The following is a 24,041-nucleotide window of genomic DNA, read 5'->3' as shown; positions in this document are numbered from 1 at the left end:
AGCGCGGTGGCCACCTACGAGGTCGCGCTCGTGTTGCTCGCCGATCCGTCGGGCGCGGTGCTGATGCAGCACCGCGACGAGAACGCACCGGTCTCGCCGAACCAGTGGAGCCTGCCGGGCGGCCACCTTGAACCCGGTGAGACGCCCGAGGAGGCAGCCCGTCGCGAACTGTGGGAAGAGACCGGGCTGACGGCGGACGAGCTGCACCCGCTCTGGAGTGGTCCGCGTCCGTACGAGGCCGGCTTCCCGCACACGGTGACGGTGCACGTGTTCCAGGGCGCCACGACGGCGCGCCAGGAGGACGTGGTCCTCGGCGAGGGCCAGGCTGTGGTGTTCGTCCCTCGGGACGAGGTACTTGACCGTGAGTTGGCGGTTTCCTCCGCGTTGGTGCTGGCGTCCTACCTCGGGGACACGGCCGGATGATCGACGCGGTATCGCCGATGTTGAACTGATCATGCGCCGTGCCGCGCCATGCCGCGCGCGGCGGTCAGGCGTCGGCGTCGGGCAGTTCGTCGGGCTCGGCGACCCAGGCGGAGAAGACAGGCACACCGTGCCATGGCCCGGTGGACCCGTCGGGCCGGCGGTCCGTGGCGACGGCGACCACCGCGTACGGGTGGCCGAAGCGCAGTTCGGCGGTGCGGCGGACGCCCTCCGGGGGCAGGCTCGTCAGCCCGAACATGCCGGTGACGGCCGCCGCCTCGAAGCCGTACCGCCCGAATGTCGCCATCGCCACCTGCCGCGCCTCGAAGGTCTGTACAGGCAGGGCCAGCGACCTTCCCAGGATCGCGGACGCGGCGGCGAAGCCGAGCGCCGGCCCGGTCAGGTCGTGCTCGCTGCGCGCCGACCAGCAGGGCAGCACCGCCGTGTGCCGTTCCTCGCGGCCGTCGCGCGCGTTGGTTCGTACCCTCTCCTCGCGGACCGTCCAGAGGGGAGCGTCGCCGAGCGGCAGGTCGAACAGCGATCGGTGATCGGCGGGCTGCGCGCAGTCGGCCGCGCCCGCACTGATCCGGTACGCGGCGGCCAGCACATCGGTCGGCGGCACCTGCGGCGCGGCGGCCACCGAGAGGACGACCAGGCCGGCGCCGTCGTCCACCTGGGCCGACGCGGCGTGCGTGATCACCTCACCGGCCTCCGGGGTTGTCGCGATGGCGCATCGGTGACCGTGGTCCGGGGTGCGCAGCGCGCGGCGCAGCCGGCGTGCCCAGGGGCTGTTGGCTCCGAACGCGTGGGCGTCGGCGACGTCGAACGGCTCGGCCCAGGAGATGCGGGTGGCCAGGGCGCTCGCGAGGGCCAGCACCACGTCCGGCCCGACGTTCAGCGGGAACCGCTCGATCAGGCCGAGCGTGTGCTCGCGCGCCCAGGCGTCCAAGCCGGCCTGGTCGGGCAGCACGCCCACCTCGGTCGTCGCGGGCAGGGCGGCCCGCCAGTCGGCCGGTCCGCCGTCACCCTCACCGGGCCGGTGCCAGAGCGCGGTGGCGGACGCGACAAGCGGGTGCGGCGCGTCCAGCAGTGCGCGGGCGATCGTGGCGGCGGTGTCCAGGTCGGTGCCCAGGGCGTCGGTGAGCGCCTCGGCCAGCGGGCCCTCGGCCCGGCCGGGTGCGGTCGCGGCGGCCAGCGCGAGCAGCAGCCAGGCTCCGAGCGGCGAGGCGACGTGGTGCCGGTCGCCGATCGTGGTGTGCAGCCGCGCGGCGTACGCGGCAAGCGGCCCGTGCAGGTCGGTCGTCATGCCCCCACTCTGCCCGCCGGGCCGCCTCACGACCACAGCTCGAAGGGCTCGTCGATCTCCTCGCCGGCCAGGAAGCCGCTGATCAGCCGGGGGAGTTGGCCGGGGTAGAAGCGGGCCGAGCTGGCCACCACCTCCGGCAGCGGCCACCAGCGGAAGCCGAAGTAGTCCTCCAGCTCGTAGTCGAGCCGGTGCGTCTCGTCCACGTCCGGGCCGGGGCCGGTCAGCCGTACCGTGACGACCACCTCGTCCTGCACGTGCCGCACCTGCCGGTGCAGGAAGCTGGCCCGCCGACGCCAGGTCGGCTCGCCGATCCGGTCGGCGGACACGACGAGGCCGGTCTCCTCGCGCAGTTCCCGCACCGCCGTGTCGCGGTACGTCTCCCCGTCGTCCATGCCGCCGCCCGGCAGCTCCCACCAGGTGCCCAGTCGGGGATGGTCCGGGTCCCGGGTGTGGAACAGCAGCACCCGGTCGGCGCCGTCGAGGACCACCACCCGCACGGCACGCCGTTCGAGGATCGGCAGGTCGTCGGGTACCTCGCTCATCGGGCCAGTCTGCCGCAGCACCGCCCGCGCGGTTGGCCCGTCCGGGCCGGTAGGCTGCCCGCCGTGGCTGGACTGTTGAGGAACGTGGCGGCGCGCATCTCCCGGGTCGGAGCGGCGATCCCGTCGCCCCGCCGTACCGGGCCGGGTCCGGCGCAGGTGGCCCGCCGTCGCCAGGTGAGCGCGTTGCAGCGGCGCGAGCTGACCTACGCCCCGGAGCGGGACGGCCAGGCCGACCCGGGCGAGATCGTCTGGACCTGGGTGCCGTACGAGGACGATCCCCGGCAGGGCAAGGACCGGCCGGTGCTGGTGGTCGGTCGGCACAGCCGGACGCTGTTCGGGTTGATGCTGTCCAGTCAGAGCGAACGGGACGGGCAGCGGCACTGGTTGGCGCTCGGCCCGGGCGAGTGGGACCGGGACAACCGGCCGAGCTGGGTACGGCTCGACCGGGTGCTCACCATGCGCGAGGACAGCATCCGCCGCGAGGGCGCGATCCTGGACCGGCCCCGGTTCGAGCGGGTCGGGCAGGCGCTGCGCGCCGGCTACGGCTGGCGCTGATCCGTCGTCAGGCCGGCTCGCGGCTCGGGCCGACGGCGGCGCCGCGCGCGTCCGGCGGCGGGTACGGCTGTTCGGTGAGCAGCCGCGCGAGGTGCGCGCTGGCCAGGGCGAGGGCCTTGGTCGTACGGCCGGTGGTGTCGTCCTTCGGGCCGGCGTCGCGGTAGTCCACCTTGTGCAGTGCCTCGCCGACCCAGTAGGTCGCTCCGGCGGCGGGGCAGGTGAAGCCCACCTCGTTGAGCGCCTGCTGCACCTGACCGATGGTGTGGTGGGCGCCGTCCTCGTTGCCCACCACGGCGACGCCCGCCACCTTGCCGTAGGTGAGGAGTCGACCCTCGGCGTCGGTCTCGGAGAGTTCGGCGTCGAGGCGTTCGAGGACCATCTTGCAGACGCTGGACGGCTGACCGAGCCAGATCGGCGTGGCGATGACGAGGATCTGCGCGGCCAGCAGTTTGGCGCGGATCGTGGGCCAGCCGTCGCCCTGCCCCTCGTCGGTCGACACCCCGAAGCGGACATCGTGGTCGACGACCCGGACCAGCTCGCCGTCCACGCCCTGCGCGGCCAGCTCGGTCAGGACCTCCCGGCCGAGCTGCTCGGCGCTCGACGGGGCCGGTGACGGTTTGAGGGTGCAGTTGAGTACGAGGGCGCGGATGCTCGTCACGTCTGTTCCTCTCGGCCGTCGGGCGGGCTGACCGTCACCTCATACCCGGGCGCGGGCCCGAATCACGCGGGCCGGACCAACGGGCACCGTACGCAACAGGAGAAAAGCGGCAAACGAGCCGCTTGCGCCGCTGTCATCCCGCGCCGGGGAGGGTTATTCGGTGGGGCGGCGATCCGCCCGGTGGCAGGGTGTGCCCATGTCTCCTGAGGTGGCCGGCTGGGTCCGCGCCGACTTCGGCCTCGACGTGGCCACACTGGACGAGGTGACCCACGGCGCCGACCAGGACGCCCGGCTGTGGCGGGCGCTCGCCGGCGACGGTACGCGGTACGCCGTCAAGCTCAGCGGAGGCGGCACCCCGGCCGGGCTGACCGTGACCGCGTACCTCGCCGAGCGGAGGGTGCCGGGGATAACCGCTCCGCTGCGTACCCGGGACGGGCGGTTGTGGGCCGACCGGGACGGTCGCCGCCTCACGGTGGTGCCGTGGGTCTCCGACAACCGGGCGCTCGGTGGTCCGATGACCGGGGCGCACTGGCGCTCGTACGGCGAGGTGCTGGCCGCCGTGCACTCCGTACCGGTCACCGGGGAGTTGGCGGGGCTGCTGCCGCGCGGCGGGTCCGCGTACCCCCGGATCGTGGCCGCGACCCGGGAGATGGCGCGACGGCTGCGCGACCCGGGGCCGGATCCGGTGGTCGCCGAGCTGGCGGCGATCTGGTCGGCGGCGGCCGACCGGGTGTCCCTGCTGACCCGCGCGGTCGAACGCCTCGCCGTCGACCAGCCGCCGGGGACGCCCGTGGTCTGCCACGGCGATCCGCACCTGGGCAACCTGCTGCTCGGCCCGGACGGTCGGGTCTGGTTGATCGACTGGGACGACGCGGTGCTCGCCCCGCCGGAGTGCGATCTGATGTTCGTCGTCGGCGGGGTGCTCGCCTTCGCGCCGGTCACCGCCGAGCAGCAGGAGGCGGTGCTCGCGGGCTACGGCACGTCCGACGTGGATCCGACCCGGCTGGCCTGGTTCCTCGCGGTCCGCGCGCTCGACGACCTCAGTGACTGGACCCGTCAGGCCCTGGACCGGGGCGCCGGCGACGCCGAACGTGCCGTCGCGGGCCGGATCGTGCGAGGGCTGGTGTCGGCGGACGGCCTGGTCACCCTCGCCGACGCGGCGTTGCGCGACCTCGACCGGCGGTGACCGTGACGGTGCGGTGGCTCAGTGCTCGGCCAGCGGGACGCTGTCGACGAGTTGCCGGGGCGACCGGGTGCCGCCGAGGCTCTTCGCCTGGTACATGGCGGCGTCGGCGCGACTGAGCGCGTCGGTGAGCTGGGTCGGGCAGGTCACCGGTGCGATCCCGACCGAGGCGGTCACCCGCACGTGGCATCCGGCCAGCCGGATCGGCGCGGCGAGGGTCTCGCTGAGCCGGCGGGTGGCGTGCTCGATCCACCGCCGGTCGATGGTGGGGCTCGCGAGCAGCCCGGCGAACTCGTCCCCGCCCAGGCGGGCGACGAGGTTGTCCCCGGCGAACCCGGCCAGCCGCTCGGCCACGCTGATCAGCACCTGGTCGCCGGCGGCGTGCCCGTACCGGTCGTTGATCTGCTTGAAGTCGTCCAGGTCGAGCACGACGGCGATCAGTGGTTCCCCGGCCGCGTCGGTGAGCAGGGCGGCCGCGAGGCGGTAGAAGGCCCGCCGGTTGGGCAGCCCGGTGAGCGGGTCGTGGCTGGCCGCGTGCCGCTCGGCGGCCAGCTCGGCCTGGAGGTGCCCGATCTCGGCCTCGGCGCGTACCGCCCTGCGGCGCAACTGCCAGGAGGAGAGCAGCGCGCCCGCCGCGCAGATGCCGGAGGCGACACTCATCGGATCCGGCACGAGCCCTCCCATCAGCGCGACCGCCTCCAGTCTCCGGCCGACGTGGTGCACACCGTGTCAGGCCCGTTTCCCCTGGTGGTTGCCCAGCCGGGGGTTACGCAAAGTGAACGGATGTGCACCATTCACGTGCGTTATCATGCTCGCCGTCCGGTGCAGATGCAATAGCAGATGCACGTGCATAACGTCCGATGTCGCTACCGCACCCCTCGCCGTCACCGCTCCTCCCACGGGCACCGGCGGGCTCGTGAGCAGAAAGACTTCCTCATGCAGCAGCCACCCAATGGTGTGCCGATCCACCAGTTGCCCCCGTTGACCTGGCAGAAGAGTCGCCGCAGCAACCCCAGCGGCAACTGCGTCGAACTCGCCGAACTGCCCGGGGGAGCGGGCATCGCGGTCCGCAACTCCCGACATCCGGAGGGACCGGCACTGATCTACACAGTGGACGAGATCGCCGCGTTCGTCCTCGGCGCGCGGGACGGAGACTTCGACCATCTGATCAACTGACCGTCCCGGGCGACTGATCCGAATCACCGGTCCGGAGGAGTTCACCTCACTGTCGGTCCATGGCATGCTTACTCGTCGGTCGGGCCGGGTTCCCGTCCGCGAGGTCGGTATCCGGAGGTCCGCACGTGACGATGGTTCCCGCCGAGGGCGGCCCGACAACCGGGCCGACGGTGCTGCGCATGCTGCTCGGCGCCCAACTGCGTCGGCTGCGGGAGTCCAGCGGGGTGACCCGGGAAGGCGCCGGCTGGGAGATCAGGTCCTCCGAATCCAAGATCAGTCGGATGGAGCTGGGCCGCGTCGGCTTCAAGGAACGCGACGTGGCCGACCTGCTCACCCTCTACGGCGTCACCGACGAGGGTGAGCGCGACGCGCTGCTCAAACTCGCGCGCGACGCCAACAGCCCCGGCTGGTGGCACCGCTACGGCGACGTGCTGCCCAGTTGGTTCCAGTCGTACCTGGGCTTGGAGGCGGCGGCCGCGCTGATCCGCAGCTACGAGGTGCAGTTCGTCCCCGGCTTGTTGCAGACCCGGGAGTACGCTCGCGCCGTCGTCCTGCTCGGGCACGGCGCCGCCGGCGCCGCCGAGATCGACAGGCGGGTCTCACTGCGGATGCAGCGCCAGCAGTTGCTGCACCGCGACAAGCCGCCACAGCTCTGGGCCGTGGTCGACGAGGCGGCCCTGCGCCGTCCGATCGGTGGCGCCGACGTCATGCGCGGTCAGCTCACCGCGCTCATCGAGGCGACCAAGTCGCCGCACATCCGCCTCCAGGTCATCCCGTTCGCCGCCGGCGGGCACGCCGCGGCCGGCGGCGCCTTCACCATCCTGCGCTTCGGTGACCAGGAGCTGCCCGACATCGTCTACATCGAACAGTTGACGAGCGCGATCTACCTGGACAAGCGCGACGACCTGGAGTATTACGCGATCGCCATGGAGCGGCTCTGCGTCGAGGCCGAGCCGCCGGAGCGTACGCCGGAGATCCTCGGGCGGCTGCTGGAGGAGCACTACCAGGCGTGATGCCCGCCCGCGACAACCTCGCGTTCGCGCGCCTTCGTATTGACCGTCGCCGACTCGTCGGGCTAGTCTCTGTATCGATACAGTCTGGATCGATACAGAGGGGTGCCGGTGAAGCCAACACTGCAAGCCGTGGCGGACGCCGTCGGCGTCTCCCGCAGCACCGTGTCCAACGCGTACAGCCGCCCCGACCAGCTCTCCGCCGCCCTGCGCGAGCGGATCCTGGACGCCGCCCGCCAACTCGGCTATCCCGGCCCCAACCCCACCGCGCGATCCCTGCGACGCGGCTTCGTCGGCTCGATCGGGGTGCTGTTCACCTCGCAACTCTCGTACGCCTTCACCGACCCCTTCGCCGTTCGCTTCCTCACCGGTGTGGGCGAGGCCGCCGAGCGGCACGGCACCAGCATGCTGCTCGTGCCGCTGCCCGAGGCGCAGACCGACGCCCGCCAGGCGGTCGAGAACGCCGCAGTCGACGGCTTCTGCGTCTACTGCGTGGCCGACGAGGAATGGGCGCTGGACGTCATCCGGGCGCGCGGACTGCCGTACGTCAGCACCGCCCCCCGCGACGACGCCGGCGCGGACGAGCGGTTCGTCGGCATCGACGAACGGGCCGCGGCGTACAGCGCCGCCGCACACGTGGCCGGTCTCGGCCACCGCCGGGTGGCCCTGCTCGCCGACGGGCTGCTGCCCGACGCGCCGGCCGGGCCGCTCACCCTGTCCGGGGCGCACGAGGTGTGGCACCCGACGACCCGGGGCCGGCTCACCGGCTTCGCCGACGCGTTCGCCGAGGTCGGCGTCGACTGGGCCGAGCTGACCCTGCTCAACGCCCCGGGCAACAGCCGCCAGGCCGCGGCCGCCGCCATCGCCGGACTGTTCGACGGACCGGCGCCACCGACCGCCGTTCTGGCCGGCTCCGACGTGCTCGCCCTCGGCGTGCTGGACGTCCTGGCCCAGCGGCCCGGCGGCCCCCACCCGCAGGTGTCGGTCACCGGCTTCGACGACGTCCCCGAAGCCGCGGCGGCCGGCCTCACCACCGTCCGGCAACCGGCGAAGGAGAAGGGCCGCATCGCCGCCGAACTGCTGCTCGACCCGCCCGCGGACGCCGCGGCCGGCCACGTCCTGCTACCCACCGCACTCGTCGTCCGGGCCTCCACCGGACCTGTCCCGAGGAGTTGACCATGGAACACCCGACCGGATACGTCACCGCTCTCGACGCCATGAGCCGCCACGTCAACTCGGCCCGCCCGGACGCCCCCGTCCAGGTCGAGCGCGTCCGCCGGCCGCTGCTCGCCCCCAGCCGGCAGGCGACCGCCGTCGCCCTGCGCCGGCTCGCCGACCGGATCCAGCCCCGACCGGTGCCCCGCTGCTCCTGAGCACCGCCCATTTCGGTACGCCGAGGACGATTGGTGCCGGCCCGGGCACGCAGGGTGGTCGAGTGGGAACTCGCCAGGCAGACTGGTGAAGCCATGTCGCCCTTCATGCCCACCCTCCGTCTCCACGACCGCTACGTACTGCACGAGCGGATCGGTCTCGGTGGCATGTCCGAAGTGTGGCGGGCCGACGACGAGGTGCTCGGCCGGCCGGTCGCCGTCAAGGTGCTCGCCGGGCAACTCGCCGCCGACCCGCAACTGCGGGCCACCATCCAACGCGAGGCCCGCGCCGCCGCCCGGCTCACCCACCCGCACGTCACCCAGGTGTACGACTACGCCGAGGCGACCCTCGCCGGCGACGTCGTCGTCCCGTACCTGGTGATGGAGCTGGTGGACGGGCACAACCTGGCCGACCGGCTGCGTACCGGCCCGCTGCCCTGGCCCGAGGCGGTCCGGGTGGCCGGGCAGATCGCCGCCGCGCTGGCCGCCGCGCACCGCATCGGGGTGGTGCACCGGGACGTCAAACCGGGCAACGTCATGCTCACCGACACCGGCGCCAAGGTGCTCGACTTCGGGATCGCCGCGCTCGGCGGGCTCGACAGCCAGTCCGGTGAGCCGCTGATGGGCACACCCGCCTACTTCGCCCCGGAACGCCTCAGGGCCGGCCCACCCGACCCGGCCAGTGACGTGTACGCCCTCGGCGCGCTGCTCTACCGCACCCTCACCGGTCAGGCGCCGCTGCCCGTGCAGAGCTGGGAGGACGCCCTCGACGTGCACCGGCGGGGCACCCCGGTGCCGCCGCTGCGGGTGGCCGGCCTGCCCGCCGACGTCGCCGAGCTGACCCTCGCCTGCCTCTCCGCCGACCCGGCCCGCCGCCCGTCCGCCGCGCACCTGGCCCGCCGGTTCGGTGCCGGTCAGCCGGTCGAGCCACCCACCGAGCTGCTGCGCATCCCGTCCAGCGCGCACCCGCCCACCCTCATCGACCGCTCGGCCGCCCGCCCCCAGCCCGTACCCGTGCAGGCCCCGCCGCGCCGCCGTTCCCGCAGGCCCGCCGCCGTGCTGGTCGCGGCCGGCCTCGCGGCGCTGGTCGGCGGGGGAGTGCTGCTCGCCGACAACCTGGACTCTCCCGAGCGTCCCGGGCAGGTCGCCGCCCCGGCGCCGAGCGACACCCCCTCGCCCAAACCCAGCACCCGGTCGCCGTCGCCGACGCCGACGACCCCACCGTCGTCCAGGCCCCCGGCCCCCAGCAGCGCCGCGCCCTCGACCGTCGGTCAGCAGGTGCCGGTCAGCCTGCGCCAGGTCACCAACGAGTTCACGGCAGCGCTCGCCGAGGCGCAGGCCCGCGGCGAGATCGACCGCAGGACCGCCGAGGACCTGCGCGACGACCTCGCCGACGTCAACCGGCGGTCCCGCGACCGCGCCAAGCACCTCGCCGACCTTCGGGAGCGCATCGCCGACCTGGTCGATCGGGACCGTCTCTCCGCGCGAACGGCCGCCCACCTCGACGAACTGCTCAGTCAGGCGACCACCTTCTCCACCGGCCGTACGGACGACTGATCCATCAGCCCGCCTCACTGGCATGATGGGCCGATGCGGACACGGTTGATCTTCGTGCGTCACGGCGAGTCGGTCCACCAGGTCGACGGGACCGTGGGTGGGCCACACGGCTGCCGGGGGTTGACCGCGCGCGGTCACGACCAGGCACACCGGCTCGCCCGACGCCTCGCCGAGGACCATGCCGTCGACCGGCCGGTGGCGGTCTACTCGTCGGTGCTGCGCCGGACCGTCGAGACCGCGCAACCGATCGCCGCCGCGTTCGGCCTGCGCGCCGTGGCCGACTGCGGTCTGTGCACCTGGCACACGCCCCCGTACGCCGACGGGCTCCCCGTCACCCGTTTCCGGGCCGAGCACGCCGCGGCGGGTGGAGGACTGTTCCGGCCGTTCGAGACCGGCAACGAGAGCTGGGCCGAGCTGGTCGTACGCATCAGCCGGGCGATCATGGAGATCGCCGACCGGCACCGGGGGTCCACAGTGGTGCTGGTCGGTCACACCGCGACCGTCGAGGTCGCGTTCCACGCGCTCGCCGCACAGCCGCTGCACCGAGGATTCGACCTGGTCATCGCCCCAGCCTCGATCACCGAATGGACCACCGACCACGACACCGGCGCGTGGCCGCCGGCCCGCTGGACCCTGCACCGCTTCGGCGACACCGGCGGCTCGGCTAGAGGGTGATCCAGTAGCGGCGGGCCGGCCCGAGCTCGGTGTCCCGGATACCCTCCAGGACGCCACCGAGGCGCTCGACCGTCCGCGCCGAGGCGACGTTGTCCACCGCGCAGGCGATCAACACCCGGTCCAGGCCGAGCGCCCGCGCCTCGACGAGCATCCGGCCCAGCGCCCAGGTCGCCAGCCCTCGCCGGCGTGCCGACGGCCGGATGCCGTACCCGATGTGACCGGCGACGTTCAGCAGAAAGTCGTTCAGCTCGTGCCGCAGTGCGATCCCACCGAGCACACGGTCGTCCTTGACGATCCACCGGTGCGTGCACCGCACCTGACCGGCGCCCAGCGGCTTCGCGGGATCCGCCTGGTCGACCAGCCGCCGTACCCAGGCCGCGAACCCGTCCGGCGAGCGCACCTCGTCGGACGGCCGCAGCCCGAAACCATCCTCGTGGACGCCGGGACCCCACTCGTCGTGCGCCTCCAGCCAGGCGTCGTGCAGACGGACGGTGGGCACGGTCAGCTCGGGCATGGCGGCGACCCGGTCAGTCGCTCAGAATCTGCTCGCGCAGGATCTCCGCGTGCCCGCAGTGCTGGGCCAGCTCGCGCAGCACGTGCAGGTACACCCAGCGCAGCGGCAGCGGGCCGCGCCGGTTACCGCGGAGCAGGTCGTCCAGCCCGAGGGACGCCGTCGCGCGCCGGGACGCCTCGCACGCCTCACGATGTGCCCGCTGGACCGAGGCGATCGTGTCGGTGTCGTCGAGGACGAACGACTCGTCGGGCGTCGCGGGGATGCCGATCTCGGCGCGCGAGCGGCAGGTGACCGCCTCGTCGAACCAGACCTTCTCGACGAACGTCGTGTGCTTCACCAGACCCAGCAGCGTGGTCCGCGACGGCACCAGCGACCGGCGCGCCTGCTCCTCGGTCAGCCCGTCCAGATAGCCGTCGAGCATCCTGCGGTGCTCGTCGATGAACGCCTCGAACTGCGCCTGCGCCGGCTGGCCGACGACATCCTCGGCGAACGTCGGCGGGAAAGTGGTCATGGACAGAGCATTCCAAAGCGGGCCGGTCGGGAGCAACCACGGCACGCTCAACCGACTGTGACACGGTCGCCGTCCGCCACGCGGCCGGCACGGACCACCCTGGCGTACGCGCCGACGCACGGCTGCGGGCCCATCCCGGGCAGCGGCTCGACCCGGTTGAGCCGGGCGGGCACCCGCAGCGCCTCGGCCTCGCGGGGCAGTGGCCCGTGCGCGAGCGTCGGCACCGCGCAGCGCGGCGTCGGAGCGAGCACGGCGAGCACCAGGTCGGGGCCGACCCGCAGTTCCCGGCCCACCCAGTCGTTCTCGGCGAAGGCCTCCGCGTCCGTGTCGAGCACCAGATTGGGCCGGTAACGGTCGACAGTGCCGGCCCCGGGCGGCAGGCTCCCGGCGATCCGGTCCAGGGTCGCGGTGGTGACCAGGTGGATCGGGGCGAAGTCGAAGAAGGTGCCGGGCACCACCGCCCCGAGGCGGCTCTCGTCGGCCGGGACCTCGTCGGTCAGGCCGGCGGCGAGCACCGCGTCCGGGTGGGACCGCAGCAGGGTGGCACCGTCCGGAAGGGTGTCGACCACTGTCACCCGGCGGCCCACCGCGGCGCTGAGCGCCTCGTCGACGGTGGGGTCCGTGGCCGACAGGTGCCGCCCGTCGGGAAGGGTGATCCGGACCGGGTCGGGCGCCCCGCCGGTCGCCCGCAGGGTGAGCAGGTCGCGCCAGCGGTGCGGTTGCTTGGCGCTGGCGACCCGTCCGCTGGCCCGGTCCACCAAGGCCAGCGCACGATCACCCACGACGCCGGCCACACCGACCTCGGCGGCCGGGATCCGTTCGCCGAGCAGCGACTTCACCGGGTGTCGCCGCAGCTGCACCAGCCGTCCTGAGATCATCCAGCCACCCTAACCGGGCTCAGTCGATGCTCACTCGAACCAGCTCTCCCGGTGCCGTACCTGCCCGCGCGTACACCTCGCCCTGCGGCGTCCAGACGCCGGAACACCCCGCCGCCTCGGTGTAACCGCCACCGGTCGACCCGGCGAAACTCGCCACCGCCACCCACACCCGGTGCGTGACGGCGATCCGGTGCGCCCGCTGGTCCACCACCAGGGTGTCGCGCGCCGACTCCAGCACCCCCGCCGCGTACACGTCGATGCCGAGCCCGGCCGTGCGCTGCGCGTGCGCGGCGACGCCGGTGTCCTTGCAGACCGCCAGTCCCAGCCGCCAACCGTCCACAGTGAGCACACCAGGCGTGTCACCCGGCCGGAACCGGCGGGCCTCCACGTCACCCAGGAACATCTTCCGGTACGCCACCGCCACCCCATCACCGGTCACGGCCAGCACCCCGATGTGGTCACCGGCGACCGGCGCGCCCACCAGCGCCAACGCCCCCGTGTCGGCGCACGCCCGCACCAGCGGCGCCAACCGTGGGTCGTCGGTCGACACGACCGGGGCGTCCAACTCGTACCCGGTCAGTGACAGCTCCGGAAAGACCACCACCCGGGCACGCGCCGCGCGGACCGCCTCCGCGTGCGCCCGAGCATTCTCCGCGACATCGAGGGGTACGCACAGCGGTTGCGCCGCCGCGAGCCGCAGCGGGTTCCGGCCGTCGGCGCGTACGGCGGGCTCTCGGTTGGCTCTCAGGATCGGTTCGTAGCGTGTGTGCATGATTCGAACGTCGCACGCCGTGCTCGCCACCGGAACCCCTGCCGCCGCCGCGGAGCCGCCGCAGGGCGGCATCGTCGGCTACGTCAGCGACCTGGTGGAACGGCTCGGCGGGCCGGGCGCGGGCCTGGCGGTGGCGCTGGAGAACCTGTTCCCCCCGATCCCCAGCGAGGTGATCCTGCCGCTGGCCGGGTTCGTCGCCGCGCAGGGCCGGATCAGCCTGTTCGGTGCGATCTTCTGGACCACCCTCGGCTCGGTGGTGGGCGCGCTGGCTCTCTACCTGATCGGCGCGTCCCTGGGCCGCGACCGGATGCGCGCCATCGCCGCCCGGCTGCCGCTGATCAAACTCAGCGACGTGGACCGGACCGAGGCGTGGTTCCTGCGGCACGGGGTGAAGGCGGTCTTCTTCGGCCGGATGATCCCGATCTTCCGGAGCCTCATCTCCATTCCGGCCGGCGTGGAACGGATGCCCGTGCCGGTCTTCCTGCTCTACACCACCCTGGGCAGCCTGATCTGGAACACCACCTTCGTGCTCGCCGGCTACCTGCTCGGCGACAACTGGCACCTCGTCGAGGGGTACGTCGGCACGCTCCAGAACGTCGTCATCGTGGCCTGCGTGGCGGGCGTCGCGTGGTTCGTCGGGTCCCGGGTCGTACGCGCCCGCCGCGCCGCGCGCAGCCCCGAACCGACCGACCCCGAGCGGGACACCCTGAACGGCGTGCCCGACCCGGGCGGTCGCGGCACCCTCTACCGAAGCGGCTCGTGGCCCGCCGACGACCGCCGCACCGGCACGCCCTGACCAAACGGGCCGGTTGGTCTCCTCCAAAGGTCTCCAGGTGCACGGCCGGGGCGGCGATCATCGACACGACATCCCCGATGCGGCGGTTTCGTGTCGTCCCCGACTGCCCGTATCGGCGATACGGAGTGGATCATCGTCTGGATGCCCGAGACGAGCCCCGCTCCGTCAGGCCGGTTGGGGTGTTTGTCCGTTCGCGGCGTGTCTGGGTTGTGACCGGGCGCATCCGTGCGGCGGAATCATGGCGGGCCGGGGGTCGTTACACATCCTGACGATCGCAGGACCACGGCCGCTCGGCCCACCCTGCACGGGTGGGAATGGGAAGCCCTACGCGGTCGTTGCAGCCCCCAGGCACCGCCTCAATACGGGTGCCGCCGGCTCGGAATCATCCCGGCCCCCGGGTCGTTACGCAGACCCCTGGCACCGCCTCGATGCGGGTGCCGCCGGATGGGCCACCCCCGGAATGACCCCGGCCCCCGGGTCGTTACACACGGACCCGGCGCCGTGAGCCCCCCGGCTCGCAGGCCGCCGACCTTCCTCACAAGACTTTGTGCAGCGCCGGACGAGGTGCTCACACCCGCGCCGATCTTTTCCTCCGATGGTGTGGGTGTTTCCTACCCCCGAAGGAGCTACCCCCATGACCACGATCATCCGTAAGAGTGTGCTGTCCGTTGCTGGTCTGGCCTTCGCCGGTGGCGTGTTCGCCGGCCCGGTCGCCGCTCACGCCAACCCGGTCGACACCAAGCCCGTCGCCACGGCGGTGCAGACGGTGGCGGCGAAGCCGCAGGGCGACCAGTCCCACATCACCCTGAACGACGAGCAGACGGCGAACGTCAAGGCGATCATCGCCGCGACGAAGAAGGCCGGCCTGCCCGAGCGGGCCGCGGTCATCTCGATCGCGACGAGCCTGCAGGAGTCGAAGCTGGAGAACCTGGGCCACCTCGGTGACATGAACGACCATGACTCGCTGGGCCTGTTCCAGCAGCGCCCGAGCTCGGGTTGGGGTACGCCGGAGCAGATCACCGACCCCGCCTACTCCACGACCGCGTTCCTCAAGGGTTTGAAGCAGGTCGACGGGTGGCAGGACATGCCGCTGACCGACGCCGCGCAGACCGTGCAGGTCTCGGCCTACCCGGACGCCTACGCCCAGTGGGAGCAGCAGGCCACCGACCTGGTCAACCAGCACTGGAACAGCTGACCCACCGCACGACCCAACCGATGGCCGGCACCCCGCAACGGGGTGCCGGCCATCGGCATGCGGTCAGAAGAGGACCGTGGCCAGGGTGCCGACCGGCTGGAAGCCGCAGCGTTCGTAGACCCGGCGCGCCGGAAGGTTGAAGTCGTTGACGTACAGGCTGACCGTCGGGGCGACCCGCAGCAGCGCGTCGCGGACGACGGCGGCCATGGCGGCCGTGGCGATGCCCCGACCCCGCCACTCCGGTGCCACCCAGACGCCCTGCACCTGGGCGGTCCGCTTGGTCACCACGGCCAGCTCGGCCTTGAACACGACCTTGCCGTCGACGAAACGGGCGTACGCCCGACCGGCCCGGACCAGGTCGTTGACCCGCCGGCGGTAGCTGCGCCCGGCGTCCTCGACGAGGGGCGAGACGCCGACCTCCTCGGTGTACATCGCCACGGCGGCCGGGAAGAGCCGGTCGACCTCGCCGGCGCGGACCTGGCGTACCTCCGGGTCGGCCGGTACGGCTGGCAGCGTGTCGGTGGCCAGCAGCGGCTGGTTGGGGCGGATGTCCCGTGCTGGCCCCCACGTGTCGGAGAGCCGGTCCCACAGGCCGAGGACGGCGTCGGCGCGACCGACGATGGAGGAGCAGAGTCGTTCCTCGCCGGCGAGCAGGTCGGCGAAGGCGGCCACCGCGGCGTCGGTGGCGAGGACCGGGGTCAGGTTGCCGCCCAGCCAGCAGAGCGATTCCAGGTTGCGTCGGGCTCCGTACCCCAGGATCCTGCCCTCGGCCCGCCACCAGGACAGTCCGCGCGCGGCGATCCGCTCGGCGACCTGCGCGCCCGCGAACGGGTCCAGGTCGAGCAGTCGCTCGACCGCGCGGCGCTCCGATTCCCCCAGTTGGCGTACCGGCACCGTCAGCACGACTACCAGCCTGCCAGATCCACCCCGCCCCTCGCCGGCCGAGTGGCGAGCTCGACGGACCCGGAAGCCACATCAGCGTGAAGACTTGTCAGCGATACATAGCCGATATATCGTTGATGCATCAGCGACAGTACTACGAGAGGGAGAACCCGATGCGGTTCCATCGACAGCACCACGCGATGCAGGAGGCCCGGATGCGCGGATTCGGCTTCCCGCCGGTCCCGCCCGGCCATGGTCACGAGCGCGGACACGGCGGCCCCTGGGGCGGCCGGGGCCGTGGACGGGGTCGGGGCCGACGCCCCAACGTCCGGGCATCCGTGTTGGCCCTGCTCACCGAGCGGCCCATGCACGGCTACGAGATGATCCAGGAGATCGACTCCCGCACCGGCGGTGCGTGGCGGCCGAGCCCGGGATCGATCTACCCCACGCTCCAGCTGCTGGAGGACGAGGGTGTGATCGTCGCCAGCACCGAGGAGTCCGGTGGTGGGCGCAAGCGGTTCACGGTCACCGAGGCCGGTCAGGCCGAGGCCACCGAAGCCGCGCAGACCCCGCCGTGGGCGGACCTCGCGCAGGGCTCGGTGAGCAGCTGGCACGACATCCGCGACTCCGGCGCGCAGGCGATGAACGCCCTGCGCCAGGTCATGATGAACGGCACCGACGACCAGCGTGAGCGGGCCGCCCAGGTGCTCGACGAGACCCGGCGCAAGCTGTACGCGATCCTCGCCGAATCCGAGTGACCCTCGGCAGCACCACACCGACCGACAGCACAGCGGCCGTTCCCCGCACGGGGAACGGCCGCTGTCGTGTACGGAACAGGATCAGTGCACGGTGACGGTCGGGCCGGTGACCAGCCCGCGCAGCTCCTCGGGCAGTTCGGCGCCCATCTCGTCGGCGATCCGCAGCGCCTCCTCGATCAGCGTCTCCACGATCTGCGCCTCGGGCACCGTCTTGACGACCTGCCCCTTGACGAAGATCTGACCCTTGCCGTTGCCGGAGGCGACGCCGAGGTCGGCCTCGCGGGCCTCGCCCGGACCGTTGACGACGCAGCCCATGACGGCCACCCGCAGCGGCACCGGCAGCCCTTCCAGACCGGCGGTGACCTCCTCGGCGAGCTTGTAGACGTCCACCTGGGCGCGACCGCAGGACGGGCAGGAGACGATCTCCAGGCCGCGCTCACGCAGACCCAGCGACTCCAGGATCTGGTTGCCGACCTTGATCTCCTCGACCGGCGGGGCGGACAGCGACACCCGGATGGTGTCGCCGATCCCCTCGGCGAGCAGGGCGCCGAAGGCGACAGCCGACTTGATGGTGCCCTGGAACGCCGGGCCGGCCTCGGTGACACCCAGGTGCAGCGGGTAGTCGCACTGCTCGGCCAACTGGCGGTACGCCCGGATCATCACGACCGGGTCGTTGTGCTTGACCGAGATCTTGATGTCGCGGAAGCCGTGCTCCTCGAACAGCGAGCACTCCCACAGCGCGGACTCGACGAGCGCCTCGGCGGTGGCCTTGCCGTACTTGGCCAGCAGCCGCTTGTCGAGCGAACCGGCGTTGACGCCGATCCGGATCGGCACACCGGCGTCGCCGGCGGCCCTGGCGATCTCCTTGACCTTGTCGTCGAACTGGCGGATGTTGCCGGGGTTGACCCGGACGGCCGCGCAGCCGGCGTCGATGGCGGCGAAGACGTACTTGGGCTGGAAGTGGATGTCGGCGATCACCGGGATCTGCGACTTCTTGGCGATCGCGGGCAGGGCCTCGACGTCGTCCTGGGACGGCACCGCCACCCGGACGATCTGGCAGCCGGACGCGGTCAGCTCGGCGATCTGCTGGAGCGTGGCGTTGACGTCGGAGGTGAGGGTGGTGGTCATCGACTGCACGGACACCGGCGCACCACCGCCGACCGGGACCGAGCCGACCATGATCTGGCGGCTGGCCCGGCGGGGCGCGAGCGGCGGAGGCGGTACGGCCGGCATACCGAGACTGATTGCGGTCACTTCAGCACTCACCTTGGGAAGAGCGTGATCGGGTTGACGACGTCAGCGGTGATGGTCAGCAGCGTGAACACGCCACCGATCAGGATCACCACGTACGTGAAGGGCATCAGCTTGAGATAGTCGACCCGGCCGGGGTCGGCGCGGCCGATCTTCCCGTACAGCCAGGAGCGGGCCCGTTCGAACCAGGCGATGGCGATGTGCCCGCCGTCGAGTGGGAGCAGCGGCAGCAGGTTGAACACGCCGATGAAGAAGTTCAGCGAGATGAACAGCGTCACGAACAGCAGCCACGCCTTGTTGGCGAACGCCTCACCGCCGAGGCGGCTGGCGCCGACGACGCTGATCGGGGTGTCGACGTCCCGTTCGCCGCCGGTGATGGCGGTCCACAGGGCGGGCACCTTCTGCGGCAGTCGCTGCAACGCCTGGGCGGTGCCGACGGCCAGTTCACGGGTGAAGTCGGCGGTGGCGCCGAACGCCTCGCCCGGCCCGTACGTCAGGCGGGTCGGGGTGGTGGGCACGAGGCCGACGCCGAGCGCGGCGACGGGGGCGACGGCGCCCTTCGGGTCGTCGAGCGGCGGCCGCTGGGTCTGCGCGAGCACCGTGCTGGTCTCGCCGGGCTGCCCGTCGCGGACGTACCCGATCTTCGCGGTCTCGCCCGGCTTGAGCCCGCGCAGGGCGGCGAGCATCTCGCCGTAGTTGTTGATCGGCGTGCCGTTGAGCGAGGTGATCCGGTCGCCGTCGCGCAGTTGCGCCTGGGCGGCAGGGCTTGCGGCGTCGCCGGGGGCGCAGGCCCGCGGGGCGCTGTCGGGGATCACGCAGTCGGACAGCGCGATCACCGCCGGCTCCTGCCGGATCTGGGCATCGGTGGTGGGGAAGTTCTGGTTGGGCAGGCCCAGGGTGACGGCGGCGATCCAGATGGCGATCAGTGCGAGCGCGAAGTGGGTGATGGAGCCCGCGGACATGACGATCGTCCGCTTCCAGACCGGGTAGCGCCACATCGCGCGCGGCTCGTCGGCCGGGTCGACGTCGTCGTCCTGCGCGGTCATCCCGACGATCTTGCAGAAGCCGCCGAGCGGAATGCCCTTGATGCCGTACTCGGTCTCACCCCGCTTGAAGGACCAGAGGGTGGGGCCGAAGCCGACGAAGTACTTGGTGACCTTCATCCCGAACGCCTTGGCGGTCACCATGTGACCGGCTTCGTGCAGGCTCACCGAGACGAGAATTGCCAGGGCGAAGAGCGCCACCCCGAGCAGGTTAGCCATCAAGCTCCTTCCACCGAACCCGCGATGATCTCCTGGGCGTGCGCGCGCGCCCATGACTCGGCCGTGAGCACGTCCTCGACGGTACCTGGTTCGGCGAAGTCCGGAGCGTCCTCCAACACGCGTTCGAGGGTGTCGACGATACCCAGGAACGGCAGCCGTCCCGCCACGAACGCCGCCACGCACTCCTCGTTCGCCGCGTTGTAGATCGCCGGGCGGCAGCGCCCGGCCTCCCCGGCGGCCTTGGCCAGGGCGACGGCCGGGAACGCCTCGTCGTCGAGCGGCGCGAACTCCCAGGTGTGCGCGGCCGTCCAGTCCACGGCGGCGGCGGCCTCGGGCACCCGGTCCGGCCAGCCGATGCCCAGGGCGATGGGCAGGCGCATGTCGGGTGGGCTGGCCTGCGCGATCGTCGAGCCGTCCACGAACTCGACCATCGAGTGGATCACCGACTGCGGGTGCACCATGACGGCGATGTCGGCGTACGGCACGTCGAACAGCTCGTGCGCCTCGATCACCTCCAGCGCCTTGTTGACCATGGTCGCCGAGTTGATCGTGACGACCGGCCCCATGTTCCACGTCGGGTGCGCGAGCGCCTGCTCGGGTGTGACCTGCGTCAACTCGTCGCGCCGCCGGCCCCGGAACGGGCCGCCGCTGGCCGTGACGACCAGCCGGCGCACCTCGCCGCGCGACCCGGACCGCAGACACTGCGCCAACGCCGAATGCTCCGAGTCGACAGGCACGATCTGCCCCGGCCGCGTCACCGCGGCCTTGACCAGCGGGCCGCCGGCCACGAGCGACTCCTTGTTCGCCAACGCGAGGGTACGACCACCACGCAGCGCGGCCAGTGTAGGAGCGAGGCCCAGCGAGCCGACCACCCCGTTGAGCACGACGTCGCAGGGCCACTGGGCCAGCTCGGTCATCGCGTCCGGACCGGCCACGATCTTGGGAAGCTTGAAGTCTCCGGTGGCCCAGCCGCGCCGACTCGCCTCGGCGTAGAACGCGAGCTGGAGGTCCTGCGCGGCGGACGCCCTGGCCACCCCGACCGCCTCGACGCCCAGCTCGAGGGCCTGGGTGGCGAGCAGTTCCACGTTGCCGCCGCCCGCACCCACCGCCACCACCCGGAACCGGTCCGGGTTGCGCCTGACGATGTCGATGGCCTGTGTGCCGATCGAACCGGTGGACCCGAGCAGGACGAGGTCGCGGGGGGAAGTCACCCGGCCATTCTTCCCCACCGTCGCTGCACGCCCGCTGGGAGCCTCAGCCCGCCCCGCCCGGCTCTCGCGGCGCTGATCAACTCCAGATCGCCGATGTGGGGGTATCCGCAGCTCTCCGACACCCCCACATCGCCGAAACCGTGTCGATCAAGCGGTGCCAGGCTCTTCCGGGACTGCTTCCTCGCCCAGCAGGTCGCCCGGATCGATAGAGAACTCGAACGGCTCGCGCATGACGAACCGCGTGCCGGCGGCAGCAGCGGCCACCGGTCGGTACTCCCCCTCGGTCAGCTCGTACAGAGCGAGGGTGGGCACCCGATTGCGCAGGTCGACCCGGAGAAAGAAGGGCACACCGACAGCGGCGTACTCACGCGGTCGGTCGATGATGTCCTTACGTCGGTTGCCGGGAGAGACGATCTCGCCGAGCAGCACCGCGTGCCTGATGTCCATCGTCGTCCGGCCGCCAGCAGGAGCATCAAGAATCACGATGTCCGGAATGAAGAGGTCTTCGCCCGAGACGACGTTCGTCTCCAGATAGAGCCACAGCTTCGCGCGCCGAGCCGCCTGCTTCAGGAGATAGGCCAGATCGAGCTCCGCGTCCTGATGGTCATATCCCGCATGTGGTGTCACGATCACGCTTCCGCTCAGGACCTCAACCTTGGGGCCGTTGGTCTCCGGCAACAGGTCGAGGGCGAGCTGCGCGGTCCACGGCTCGTCATGCCACCGCAGCACGTCGAATGACGGCTCGGTGTGCTGGGGCGCCGGCTCCGGCGCGAACGCTGCCTGGGCCATCCGGACTCACCCCCTCAGCGGGACATTCTGCTCACGTCAGCCTAACCACCGCAGCCCTCAGAACGCGTCATCGCACAACCAGTCCGTCGACGGCCGAGGACGGAGTCACGGTCAGCGGGCCGACCGCGATCAGATGACCCTCGGTGAGGACGATTACCTGATTGGCGGTGACCGAGACGATCCGGCGGACCTGTCCAGGTAGCGCGACGGACCAGATGGTGCGGCCTGTCTCGATCTCCCAGACGCGCAGGACCCGGTCGGCGCAGCCGGTGGCGACCACCGGGACGCCGTCGAGGACGGTTGGCAGCATCGCACCGACCGCGCCGGGGTGCACCAGGGCCGGCCCGGTCGACTCCCCGGTGGTGATGTCGGCGCAGGTGACGGTGCCGCTCACGGCGCTGATCACGACCGATCCGAGCACGTGCAACCGGCTGACGGCGGCCGGTCCGGGCCAGTTCCAGCTCTCCGGGGCGGTTCGGCCGGTGCGCTCGGCGAACCGGCCTGGCGGTGTGAGCTCGGTCAGATCGGCGCTGTCGAACCAGCGAAAACCTCCACCGTCGGTGCCCGTCAGCACGACGGTGCGGCCGTGCAGGTCACCGAGCGCGATGGAGGTCGTCTCCCGCAGGTCCAGTTGCAGGGAGGCGCGCAGAGCCAGCGTGGCCGCGTCCCAGACGGCGAGGGCGCCTCCGCGGTCGATCGCCGCGATGAGGCCGTCGCGCGCGACGACCGCGTGTAGCACGGCGGGGGTCAGGGGCGACTCGGGCACGGTGTGGGCCTCCCCGGTGGCCAGGTCGACGGTTGCCGGCTTGAGCCTGGACAGCGCGACGACCAGGTCACGGCCCTCAAGGGTGACACGCCCCAGTAGCGGGCTCCAGTCTGCGGCGCGGTAGGTGATGTGCCGTTCGCCGGCCGGCCCGCCGAGATCTCTCCCGTCGGCGGCATCGACGACCGCAAACGCCCCACTCTGGTCCACGGCGACAACCACAGGCCGCCCGTTGATCATGGCCAACACCGCCTCATCGAAATACGGCCGCTCCGGGTCGTCCTGCGCGAGGGGATCGGCGAGTTCAAAGAGGTTCGTCCGCCCCTCGGTGCTTCCCCCCTGTGCCACGAAGAGGAACGAGCCGCGCACGGCGACCTGGTGAACGGGCTGTGTGAAGTCGGACCGGATCGTTCCGCGCAGGGTTCCGTCCCGCAGGTCCATGATCCGCAGCGCACGCCTCTCGCCAAGTACGGCCCAGGCGCCGCCGGCGAGAAATACCGGCGCCCCGCGCGGGTCTGTCGTGGTGGGGAACTGCGCGACCGGGGCGACCGTGGTGTCGTTCCAGACGGTCAGGAGACCATCGCCGCCGACGGTCACCGCGCGCCGCTGACCGTCGAGCACCGTCCAGCCGCCGCACGTCGTCGGCTCGGCCATGGCCACTTCGCCGGTGCGGCGCAGACCGTCGAGGTCGTGGAAACACAGCGTCATCGTGTGATCGTCCTCGCCACCGAGACTCAGGACGAGCGGAGCGCCGTCGGCGCTGATCGCCACCTGGAAGACATAGCCGCTGTGGGCGGCGGTCCTGCTCAGCAACCGACCGTCGGCCAGATCCCACTTCAACAGATAGCCGCCCTCGGTGCCGGTGACCGCCACTCCGGCACCGACCGCGAGGCTCCGCAGGGGCCCCGCGCGTAGGGGAATGCCATCCGGGTCGGTCGCCAGTAGCAGCTTTCCCGTCGCGACGTCCCACACGAGCAGCCGCTCATCCTCGACCGCGACCACTGTCTCGTCGTCGAACACGGCTTCCGGGTAGTAGGACTCGTGCCTGCCCTCCAGGCGCACCCGGTGCGACTCACCGCCGGCGATGGGCATTCGGTAGATGCTGCCGTCAGCCATTGCCCAGGCGTACCTGTCGTCCAGGCGAACCGCTTTGATCGAAGACCCGAGCTGGTGCACCTGCCGCAGCGCCGGGCTCAACGGCTCGCCGGCCGTCCATCGGGGCAGAAGCGCCGCGGGCTCCTCGGCGCGTAGTTGATCGGCACGGGCCGTCTGTCCACTGCGCAACAGCGCCACCATGCGTTCGAACCGGTCCACCCCGCACCCTCCCCAGGAATCGCGGGGAGGCTAACCCGGACCTGCGACAGACCGTGGAGAGGAGTCACCCCTCCGCGAGCGGCTCAGTGACGGGGGTCCAACTGCCTCGCACGTGTCGCCGCGACGAAAGCCGACCAGGCCGACTCGGTGAAGGTAAGCGTCGGCCCCTGCTGGTCCTTGCTGTCGCGGACACCGACCGTCTCCGCGAACCCCGCCACCTCGACGCAGTTGCTGAGCATCGTGAAGGTGCCGGACTGTGCCCGGCGGACCAGCCCCGCGTCTAACGGCAGCACCCGGATGCTGATGTTCTGCTGCCGCGACGACACCAGCAGCGACTCCAGTTGCCGGGCCATCGCCGCCCGGTCCCGCAGCGGGCGGCGCAGCACCGCCTCGCTCAGGATGACGTCGAGGCGTGGAGCCCGGGGCACCGCCCGAGCCAGCAGGCGTTGGCGGCGAAGCCGCACGTCGACCTTCGCCTGACGTTGCTGCTCGCCCATCTGCGGGTGACCGGTGGCGACTACCTCGGTCATGTACTCGGCCGTCTGCAACAGGCCGGCGACGCGCAGTTTCTGCGTACCCGAGTGTCTTGTGACGCCCGGCTCGGCGGCGTCGGCCGGTGCCGGCGGCCCGACGCCCACGACGGCCCCTTCGGGCAGGCCCGAAACAGCGGGTGACCCGACACCGCCCATGGCC

At 72.0% G+C, this 24,041-nt stretch carries 27 protein-coding genes and 1 pseudogene; 12 read left to right on the top strand and 16 right to left on the bottom strand.

Features of this window, described 5'->3' with window-relative positions:
* Positions 1-6 precede the first annotated feature (6 nt).
* On the top strand, positions 7-423 hold the full coding sequence (locus ABZS77_RS07920; RefSeq protein WP_354818935.1) for an NUDIX domain-containing protein: 417 nt from the start codon (positions 7-9) through the stop codon (positions 421-423).
* Between the two features lie 64 nt (positions 424-487).
* On the opposite strand, the gene ABZS77_RS07915 is transcribed toward ABZS77_RS07920, so the two are convergent.
* A complete protein-coding gene (locus tag ABZS77_RS07915; protein WP_354818932.1) occupies positions 488-1,726 on the bottom strand; it encodes a hypothetical protein in 1,239 nt (412 codons plus the stop codon).
* Between the two features lie 26 nt (positions 1,727-1,752).
* Entirely contained in the window at positions 1,753-2,268 is a 516-nt protein-coding gene (locus ABZS77_RS07910; RefSeq protein ID WP_354818929.1) for an NUDIX domain-containing protein, read from the bottom strand.
* Between the two features lie 63 nt (positions 2,269-2,331).
* Between ABZS77_RS07910 and ABZS77_RS07905 the strand changes: the two genes are divergently transcribed.
* On the top strand, positions 2,332-2,823 hold the full coding sequence (locus tag ABZS77_RS07905; RefSeq protein ID WP_354818926.1) for a type II toxin-antitoxin system PemK/MazF family toxin: 492 nt from the start codon (positions 2,332-2,334) through the stop codon (positions 2,821-2,823).
* Positions 2,824-2,830: 7 nt separating this feature from the next.
* Here ABZS77_RS07905 and ABZS77_RS07900 read toward each other — a convergent pair whose 3' ends face one another.
* A complete protein-coding gene (locus tag ABZS77_RS07900) occupies positions 2,831-3,481 on the bottom strand; it encodes an NAD(P)H-dependent oxidoreductase (RefSeq protein ID WP_354818923.1) in 651 nt (216 codons plus the stop codon).
* 196 nt (positions 3,482-3,677) lie between these two features.
* Between ABZS77_RS07900 and ABZS77_RS07895 the strand changes: the two genes are divergently transcribed.
* Positions 3,678-4,667 carry a phosphotransferase gene (locus tag ABZS77_RS07895; protein WP_354818920.1) on the top strand — a complete coding sequence of 330 codons (990 nt, stop codon included), beginning with the start codon at positions 3,678-3,680 and terminating at the stop codon, positions 4,665-4,667.
* Between the two features lie 18 nt (positions 4,668-4,685).
* Here the strand turns inward: ABZS77_RS07895 and ABZS77_RS07890 are convergent, their stop codons facing one another.
* On the bottom strand, positions 4,686-5,336 hold the full coding sequence (locus tag ABZS77_RS07890; RefSeq protein ID WP_354818917.1) for a GGDEF domain-containing protein: 651 nt from the start codon (positions 5,334-5,336) through the stop codon (positions 4,686-4,688).
* A gap of 264 nt (positions 5,337-5,600) precedes the next feature.
* On the opposite strand from ABZS77_RS07890, the gene ABZS77_RS07885 reads away from it, so the two are divergent.
* The 6 genes from ABZS77_RS07885 (at position 5,601) to ABZS77_RS07860 (ending at position 10,452) form a co-directional block, all read left to right on the top strand.
* A complete protein-coding gene (locus ABZS77_RS07885) occupies positions 5,601-5,840 on the top strand; it encodes a DUF397 domain-containing protein (protein ID WP_139584525.1) in 240 nt (79 codons plus the stop codon).
* A 125-nt stretch (positions 5,841-5,965) separates the two neighbouring features.
* Positions 5,966-6,853, top strand: coding sequence for a helix-turn-helix transcriptional regulator (locus tag ABZS77_RS07880; protein WP_354818914.1), 888 nt, complete (start codon positions 5,966-5,968; stop codon positions 6,851-6,853).
* 129 nt (positions 6,854-6,982) lie between these two features.
* Positions 6,983-8,026: a substrate-binding domain-containing protein gene (locus tag ABZS77_RS07875; RefSeq protein ID WP_354818911.1), complete on the top strand. Its 1,044-nt coding sequence runs from the start codon at positions 6,983-6,985 to the stop codon at positions 8,024-8,026.
* 2 nt (positions 8,027-8,028) lie between these two features.
* A complete protein-coding gene (locus tag ABZS77_RS07870) occupies positions 8,029-8,223 on the top strand; it encodes a hypothetical protein (RefSeq protein ID WP_354818908.1) in 195 nt (64 codons plus the stop codon).
* A 105-nt stretch (positions 8,224-8,328) separates the two neighbouring features.
* The gene (locus tag ABZS77_RS07865; protein ID WP_354818905.1) at positions 8,329-9,777 is read left to right on the top strand and encodes a serine/threonine-protein kinase; all 1,449 of its coding nucleotides are present in this window, start codon (positions 8,329-8,331) and stop codon (positions 9,775-9,777) included.
* 33 nt (positions 9,778-9,810) lie between these two features.
* On the top strand, positions 9,811-10,452 hold the full coding sequence (locus ABZS77_RS07860) for a histidine phosphatase family protein (protein ID WP_354818902.1): 642 nt from the start codon (positions 9,811-9,813) through the stop codon (positions 10,450-10,452).
* Here the strand turns inward: ABZS77_RS07860 and ABZS77_RS07855 are convergent.
* Genes ABZS77_RS07855 through ABZS77_RS07840 form a run of 4 tightly spaced genes read right to left on the bottom strand, consistent with a single transcriptional unit; the run spans position 10,442 to position 13,127 of the window.
* Positions 10,442-10,966 (bottom strand): GNAT family N-acetyltransferase, encoded by a 525-nt coding sequence (locus tag ABZS77_RS07855; protein WP_354818899.1) that lies wholly within the window; start codon positions 10,964-10,966, stop codon positions 10,442-10,444. The genes ABZS77_RS07860 and ABZS77_RS07855 overlap by 11 nt on opposite strands.
* A 13-nt stretch (positions 10,967-10,979) precedes the next feature.
* A complete protein-coding gene (locus ABZS77_RS07850) occupies positions 10,980-11,477 on the bottom strand; it encodes a DinB family protein (RefSeq protein WP_354818896.1) in 498 nt (165 codons plus the stop codon).
* A gap of 47 nt (positions 11,478-11,524) precedes the next feature.
* The gene (locus ABZS77_RS07845; RefSeq protein WP_354818893.1) at positions 11,525-12,355 is read right to left on the bottom strand and encodes an MOSC domain-containing protein; all 831 of its coding nucleotides are present in this window, start codon (positions 12,353-12,355) and stop codon (positions 11,525-11,527) included.
* Positions 12,356-12,374: 19 nt separating this feature from the next.
* A complete protein-coding gene (locus ABZS77_RS07840; protein ID WP_354818890.1) occupies positions 12,375-13,127 on the bottom strand; it encodes a carbon-nitrogen hydrolase family protein in 753 nt (250 codons plus the stop codon).
* Here ABZS77_RS07840 and ABZS77_RS07835 point away from each other — a divergent pair.
* Together ABZS77_RS07835 and ABZS77_RS07830 are read left to right on the top strand one after the other, a co-directional pair.
* Entirely contained in the window at positions 13,126-13,923 is a 798-nt protein-coding gene (locus ABZS77_RS07835; RefSeq protein WP_354818887.1) for a DedA family protein, read from the top strand. The genes ABZS77_RS07840 and ABZS77_RS07835 overlap by 2 nt on opposite strands.
* Before the next feature lie 634 nt (positions 13,924-14,557).
* Complete coding sequence (locus ABZS77_RS07830; protein WP_354818884.1) at positions 14,558-15,118, top strand: hypothetical protein; 561 nt, start codon at positions 14,558-14,560, stop codon at positions 15,116-15,118.
* Positions 15,119-15,181: 63 nt separating this feature from the next.
* On the opposite strand, the gene ABZS77_RS07825 is transcribed toward ABZS77_RS07830, so the two are convergent.
* Complete coding sequence (locus tag ABZS77_RS07825) at positions 15,182-16,021, bottom strand: GNAT family N-acetyltransferase (RefSeq protein WP_354818882.1); 840 nt, start codon at positions 16,019-16,021, stop codon at positions 15,182-15,184.
* Between the two features lie 152 nt (positions 16,022-16,173).
* On the opposite strand from ABZS77_RS07825, the gene ABZS77_RS07820 reads away from it, so the two are divergent.
* Positions 16,174-16,758, top strand: coding sequence for a PadR family transcriptional regulator (locus ABZS77_RS07820; RefSeq protein WP_354818879.1), 585 nt, complete (start codon positions 16,174-16,176; stop codon positions 16,756-16,758).
* Between the two features lie 81 nt (positions 16,759-16,839).
* Here the strand turns inward: ABZS77_RS07820 and ispG are convergent, their stop codons facing one another.
* The 7 genes and pseudogenes from ispG to ABZS77_RS07785 form a co-directional block, all read right to left on the bottom strand.
* Positions 16,840-18,012, bottom strand: coding sequence for a flavodoxin-dependent (E)-4-hydroxy-3-methylbut-2-enyl-diphosphate synthase (gene ispG, locus ABZS77_RS07815; RefSeq protein WP_278151036.1), 1,173 nt, complete (start codon positions 18,010-18,012; stop codon positions 16,840-16,842).
* A gap of 8 nt (positions 18,013-18,020) precedes the next feature.
* Entirely contained in the window at positions 18,021-19,271 is a 1,251-nt protein-coding gene (locus ABZS77_RS07810; protein WP_354818876.1) for a site-2 protease family protein, read from the bottom strand.
* Positions 19,271-20,482 (bottom strand): 1-deoxy-D-xylulose-5-phosphate reductoisomerase, encoded by a 1,212-nt coding sequence (dxr, locus tag ABZS77_RS07805; RefSeq protein WP_354818873.1) that lies wholly within the window; start codon positions 20,480-20,482, stop codon positions 19,271-19,273. Before dxr ends, ABZS77_RS07810 begins: the two co-directional genes overlap by 1 nt.
* Positions 20,483-20,629: 147 nt before the next feature.
* Positions 20,630-21,271 (bottom strand): Uma2 family endonuclease, encoded by a 642-nt coding sequence (locus ABZS77_RS07800; RefSeq protein ID WP_354818870.1) that lies wholly within the window; start codon positions 21,269-21,271, stop codon positions 20,630-20,632.
* Positions 21,272-21,338: 67 nt separating this feature from the next.
* Positions 21,339-23,348, bottom strand: coding sequence for a WD40 repeat domain-containing protein (locus ABZS77_RS07795; protein WP_354818867.1), 2,010 nt, complete (start codon positions 23,346-23,348; stop codon positions 21,339-21,341).
* 83 nt (positions 23,349-23,431) lie between these two features.
* A complete protein-coding gene (locus ABZS77_RS07790; protein ID WP_354819575.1) occupies positions 23,432-23,587 on the bottom strand; it encodes a DUF397 domain-containing protein in 156 nt (51 codons plus the stop codon).
* Positions 23,582-23,908 (bottom strand): annotated as a pseudogene (locus tag ABZS77_RS07785) (Scr1 family TA system antitoxin-like transcriptional regulator); the annotation flags it as partial. The pseudogene ABZS77_RS07785 and the gene ABZS77_RS07790, both read right to left, overlap by 6 nt.
* Positions 23,909-24,041 lie beyond the last annotated feature (133 nt).

It is taken from the genome of Micromonospora sp. NPDC005298 (assembly GCF_040607375.1).
Lineage (GTDB): Bacteria > Actinomycetota > Actinomycetes > Mycobacteriales > Micromonosporaceae > Micromonospora.
This window is presented reverse-complemented; position numbering and strand designations above follow the sequence as displayed.

Bases quoted from the DNA above. Each gene is read 5' to 3' on its own strand.
- ABZS77_RS07915 (WP_354818932.1), bottom strand. From the start codon at position 1,726: ATGACGACCGACCTGCACGGGCCGCTTGCCGCGTACGCCGCGCGGCTG.
- ABZS77_RS07910 (WP_354818929.1), bottom strand. From the start codon at position 2,268: ATGAGCGAGGTACCCGACGACCTGCCGATCCTCGAACGGCGTGCCGTG.
- ABZS77_RS07895 (WP_354818920.1), top strand. From the start codon at position 3,678: ATGTCTCCTGAGGTGGCCGGCTGGGTCCGCGCCGACTTCGGCCTCGAC.
- ABZS77_RS07885 (WP_139584525.1), top strand. From the start codon at position 5,601: ATGCAGCAGCCACCCAATGGTGTGCCGATCCACCAGTTGCCCCCGTTG.
- ABZS77_RS07870 (WP_354818908.1), top strand. From the start codon at position 8,029: ATGGAACACCCGACCGGATACGTCACCGCTCTCGACGCCATGAGCCGC.
- ABZS77_RS07865 (WP_354818905.1), top strand. From the start codon at position 8,329: ATGCCCACCCTCCGTCTCCACGACCGCTACGTACTGCACGAGCGGATC.
- ABZS77_RS07860 (WP_354818902.1), top strand. From the start codon at position 9,811: ATGCGGACACGGTTGATCTTCGTGCGTCACGGCGAGTCGGTCCACCAG.
- ABZS77_RS07855 (WP_354818899.1), bottom strand. From the start codon at position 10,966: ATGCCCGAGCTGACCGTGCCCACCGTCCGTCTGCACGACGCCTGGCTG.
- ABZS77_RS07850 (WP_354818896.1), bottom strand. From the start codon at position 11,477: ATGACCACTTTCCCGCCGACGTTCGCCGAGGATGTCGTCGGCCAGCCG.
- ABZS77_RS07845 (WP_354818893.1), bottom strand. From the start codon at position 12,355: ATGATCTCAGGACGGCTGGTGCAGCTGCGGCGACACCCGGTGAAGTCG.
- ABZS77_RS07835 (WP_354818887.1), top strand. From the start codon at position 13,126: ATGATTCGAACGTCGCACGCCGTGCTCGCCACCGGAACCCCTGCCGCC.
- ABZS77_RS07840 (WP_354818890.1), bottom strand. From the start codon at position 13,127: ATGCACACACGCTACGAACCGATCCTGAGAGCCAACCGAGAGCCCGCC.
- ABZS77_RS07830 (WP_354818884.1), top strand. From the start codon at position 14,558: ATGACCACGATCATCCGTAAGAGTGTGCTGTCCGTTGCTGGTCTGGCC.
- ABZS77_RS07820 (WP_354818879.1), top strand. From the start codon at position 16,174: ATGCGGTTCCATCGACAGCACCACGCGATGCAGGAGGCCCGGATGCGC.
- ABZS77_RS07810 (WP_354818876.1), bottom strand. From the start codon at position 19,271: ATGGCTAACCTGCTCGGGGTGGCGCTCTTCGCCCTGGCAATTCTCGTC.
- ABZS77_RS07800 (WP_354818870.1), bottom strand. From the start codon at position 21,271: ATGGCCCAGGCAGCGTTCGCGCCGGAGCCGGCGCCCCAGCACACCGAG.
- ABZS77_RS07790 (WP_354819575.1), bottom strand. From the start codon at position 23,587: ATGCTCAGCAACTGCGTCGAGGTGGCGGGGTTCGCGGAGACGGTCGGT.